This is a genomic window from Bartonella sp. CL25QHWL (assembly GCF_042195335.1).
In the GTDB taxonomy this organism is placed as follows: domain Bacteria; phylum Pseudomonadota; class Alphaproteobacteria; order Rhizobiales; family Rhizobiaceae; genus Bartonella.
On record NZ_JBHIOE010000040.1, the window covers coordinates 1 to 3,589 of the forward strand.

Here is a 3,589-nt window from a genome sequence, read left to right on the forward strand (position 1 = left end):
TCAATGAAGATCTCACAAGCTATGGGCACCTCACAAGCCCAAATGAATGGCAAAGTTATAATAAATTTACCAGCAAAATCACTATGAGTGGTGGCTTAGAACTGTTGGGTAATTCGTCGTTTAACCTTATCTATAATGGCAAAGTGGTTACCAATTTAAACACAAACGGAAGCTCGCTTAAAGGACCACTTAAAATCGATGGTGATGTTGTCTATACCAAGGCGCAAGTGGATGCAGCTATCTTGGAAGAAAGAGAAAAAATTAAAAAAGATTTAATCGAGAACATTATTAATTGGCCGGCACTTGCTGATGCTGAATTGCTCTATACACAGGATGGGAAAATTCAATGGCCCGATTGGGTTACCGATAAAACTAAAGTTGAGATCCAAGCATGGGGTGGTGGGGGTAGTGGTGGTGGAGCTTATAGTTCATATTTAGGAGGCGGCGGAGGCGGAGGCGGTTGTTCAGTATGGTATGGTTATAAAGCCAGTTTAAACGGGCATGAGAATATCATAATTGGTAAAGGAGGAGATTCTGTTAAAGCACTTAGTGCAGCAGGAAATTCTGGAGGAACAACAGTTGTTGGAAAGAATTTTATTACCGCTACAGGAGGACATGGTGGTGCTGGTGCTTATTATAATAAGCAAGCGTATTCAGGTTACTCAGGCTCTGGTGGAACTGGAGGAATGGGTGCAAATTTTGGTTTAGCAACAGACGAGCATCTAGGGTTTGCTAAAGGCGGGAATGGCTATGATGGAACGAGTGGAATTACGAGTAAAACAAGTGGGAATGGGGGAAATGCTGGGGGTGATACATCAAGAGGTGGCTCTGGAGGAATAGGGCAAGGTTCCTATAGTTCAGGGAAAGCTGGGCGTGGTTTTGGTGGTGGTGGTGGTGGTGCTCATGGTAATTATTATCCAAGCGGTGCCGGTGCTGATGGTGCTGTCCTTATAAGGTTATGGAAAGATTAAATACAAAACCAAAAATAGCGCAAGTCAAATGGATAGCTGTTCTATAAGCAGGCTTATATGTTTTTAAGTCCTTTTAAAGGGCTTTTTTGACTGACAGTGTCAGTCTTATCGGCATGATGATGGTTGTTATAGTCTCTTCATTGATTTGGAGAGCAAGATGACAATAGAATTTAAACTTCGTATTTTCTTTATTAAGAACAGCAAGGGATCTGAGTTTTTAGCAATATTTGTTCAGACAGCCGTCGGTATGGTCGTAAAATCATTGATGTTAACGTGCAAATTTATCCCCTCCATGCACCTATTCTTCTCTTTACGCATGAGGTGGAGAAAAGAAAAACAAGTCTAAGCTATTAGGCTTTCTAATGGGATGTTACTGTTTTTTCCATTTTAGCACTTACAATGTAAGCTATTTGTTGACATTAACAGTATTTTACGCTATATAAAAGAGTGATTAAAACGTTTAAAAGCAAAACATTGGCAGAATTATTCAAAACGGGAAATTCATCCAAGATTGATAAGAAACTTGTAAAACGTATCATGGTTCGTCTTGATCGTTTAGATATTTCTGAAAGACCAGAAGATATGAATCTTCCAGGATTCAACTTTCATTCTTTGATTGGATATTCACCTACCCGTTACACTGTCCACGTTAACGGACCATGGTGTATTACCTTTGAATTTGACTCATGTAATGCTTACCGTGTTGATCTTGAACAATATCACTAAGGATACAGTTATGAATGACATTCCTGCACAAAGAGATAAAAACCGTTGTCCTACTCATCCAGGAGAAGTTTTAGCAGAAATTATTCCTGAGACAGGCAAAACAAAATCAGAAATTGCGCAGATGCTTGGTATATCACGCCAACATCTCTACGATATTCTGAACGCAAAAAAGCCTGTTTCTCCTGCTATTTCCGCTTGTCTTGGCAAAATGTTTGGTGATGGAGCTGCTATATGGTTACGTATGCAAGCCAATTATGATGCGTGGCATGCTGAACGCGAAACAAATGTTAGCAAAGTTCCAACACTTCACGCTGTTTGATCTCTTCCTCACTCTGAAGAGACGATGTTTTATGAAATACTGGATAAATAATAATATCTAACAACATCCCCCGCTTTAAACATGTTCATCACTATTCAAAATGTCATCTAAACCACGATTTAAATCATCTAATATATTTTGCGGTGCATCTGCATAAACAAAAGATTGTGCACCAGAACGAGATTTTACTAATTCATTATATAAATCAACAGGAAGCATAATGATTTTTTCACGCCCTCGCTTTGTTAAAGCTACAGGTGTAGACATAGCCTCGTCTAAAATATCGCCTGCCCCGCGGTTTACATCTGTAAAACTATATTTTTTCATATGCACATCCTATTTTTAATGTATAATACATATTCTACGTATTATACGTAGAATATGTATTATACATAGAATATGTATGTAAAGATATTTTACGGCATTAACTACCTCCCCGCCTCAAAGACGAGGAGATAAAATCATGTTTTTAACTTAAGCTACTTTTACAACAGAGCTTACTAAAACTCGCTTGGCTTCTTCAACAAGCGTTTTATAATGTTTGCTCTCTTCTGCTAATGTAAAGGCTTTAACAAGATGCATGTGAAGCGGTCCATAAATATAAACAGCTTTTTCAGTAGGTCCCATTTCATCCCAGTTGCTTGGAAAATCAAAGCGTGTATCACGATCATTATCAATTAATTGTTTTTTTAAATCATAGAAAGCTTTGACGAGGGCTTTTTTGAATGCACGCACCGTATCATTGTTACGCATATAGGTCATGAGTAGAGTGGCTTGTGGTTCGTTGAGAATAGCAATTACTCTTTTCTGTCTTCCGCCTTTGGTCCCAAAGGGTGAGATTTCAAATCCAACCCTTCCAAATTCTTCAAGGTCTTCAATGTTTTGACGTACCAGCTTTATAACTGTAGCGTGGCTATTCCCCACACCACCGGCAATTTTTAAAGAGGTTGTGACAGCAATACCATCATTGTTGATTGTTACTAGATTGTTCATAATGAACTCCTTACTATTTAGTTGTTTTCTATTGACGCCCTAGAGGGGTATCGGGTGCTAGAAAACACGGTAGTAAGTCCGTCGTTATGCTTTCCCCATAAGGGTATTTTATAGCGTAACTACACCCGATAACATTATTATACGCTATGCGCATATAACGAGTCAAAGCATTCAATGCACGGAAAAAGACTGTTTCGGCAATCTATCCGCTTACTATCAAGGTGTTTTCTAGGCACCTTTGTATGAAGCTAACGGTTTTAAAGTTTTTGTCAAGTCGCTCGTCAGAACGGCTTCCACCTCTAATTTTCCCATTCATTTCATTAGCCAACCATTTAAAGGAGTATAAAATGGCAACAGGTTTTTTACACGGTGTTGAAGTCGTTGAAGTTGACGACGGCACCCGCCCCCTTCGCGCGGTACAATCGGCAGTTATCGGGATTGTTGGCACAGCACCCGATGCCGATGAACAAGCATTTCCCCTTAATACACCCGTTTTGGTAACGGGCTCTCTTTCACAAGCTGCAAAACTCGATAAAACGGGTAAGCGTCAAGGTACCTTACCCAATGCCCTTGATCTTAT

At 39.5% G+C, this 3,589-nt stretch carries 5 protein-coding genes and 1 pseudogene; 4 read left to right on the forward strand and 2 right to left on the reverse strand.

Annotation, left to right across the window (positions count from 1 at the left end; all coding sequences use genetic code 11):
• From ACFILY_RS09145 to ACFILY_RS09155, 3 genes are all read left to right on the forward strand, one after another.
• A partial coding sequence (locus tag ACFILY_RS09145) for a hypothetical protein (RefSeq protein ID WP_375637927.1) occupies window positions 1-971 on the forward strand: 971 nt, incomplete at its 5' end.
• A 447-nt stretch (window positions 972-1,418) separates the two neighbouring features.
• Complete coding sequence (locus ACFILY_RS09150; RefSeq protein ID WP_375618870.1) at window positions 1,419-1,697, forward strand: type II toxin-antitoxin system RelE/ParE family toxin; 279 nt, start codon at window positions 1,419-1,421, stop codon at window positions 1,695-1,697.
• Between the two features lie 10 nt (window positions 1,698-1,707).
• Window positions 1,708-2,016, forward strand: a complete 309-nt coding sequence (locus tag ACFILY_RS09155; RefSeq protein ID WP_273721170.1) for a HigA family addiction module antitoxin — start codon at window positions 1,708-1,710, stop codon at window positions 2,014-2,016.
• 75 nt (window positions 2,017-2,091) lie between these two features.
• Here the strand turns inward: ACFILY_RS09155 and ACFILY_RS09160 are convergent, their stop codons facing one another.
• Together ACFILY_RS09160 and ACFILY_RS09165 are read right to left on the reverse strand one after the other, a co-directional pair.
• Entirely contained in the window at window positions 2,092-2,343 is a 252-nt protein-coding gene (locus ACFILY_RS09160; RefSeq protein WP_375637928.1) for a type II toxin-antitoxin system prevent-host-death family antitoxin, read from the reverse strand.
• 147 nt (window positions 2,344-2,490) lie between these two features.
• The gene (locus ACFILY_RS09165) at window positions 2,491-3,009 is read right to left on the reverse strand and encodes a Rha family transcriptional regulator (RefSeq protein ID WP_375637929.1); all 519 of its coding nucleotides are present in this window, start codon (window positions 3,007-3,009) and stop codon (window positions 2,491-2,493) included.
• A gap of 347 nt (window positions 3,010-3,356) precedes the next feature.
• On the opposite strand from ACFILY_RS09165, the pseudogene ACFILY_RS09170 reads away from it, so the two are divergent.
• Window positions 3,357-3,589 (forward strand): annotated as a pseudogene (locus ACFILY_RS09170) (phage tail protein); the annotation flags it as partial.

Coding starts and splice junctions, on each gene's coding strand:
- ACFILY_RS09165 (WP_375637929.1), bottom strand. CDS start 3,009: ATGAACAATCTAGTAACAATCAACAATGATGGTATTGCTGTCACAACC.
- ACFILY_RS09155 (WP_273721170.1), top strand. CDS start 1,708: ATGAATGACATTCCTGCACAAAGAGATAAAAACCGTTGTCCTACTCAT.
- ACFILY_RS09160 (WP_375637928.1), bottom strand. CDS start 2,343: ATGAAAAAATATAGTTTTACAGATGTAAACCGCGGGGCAGGCGATATT.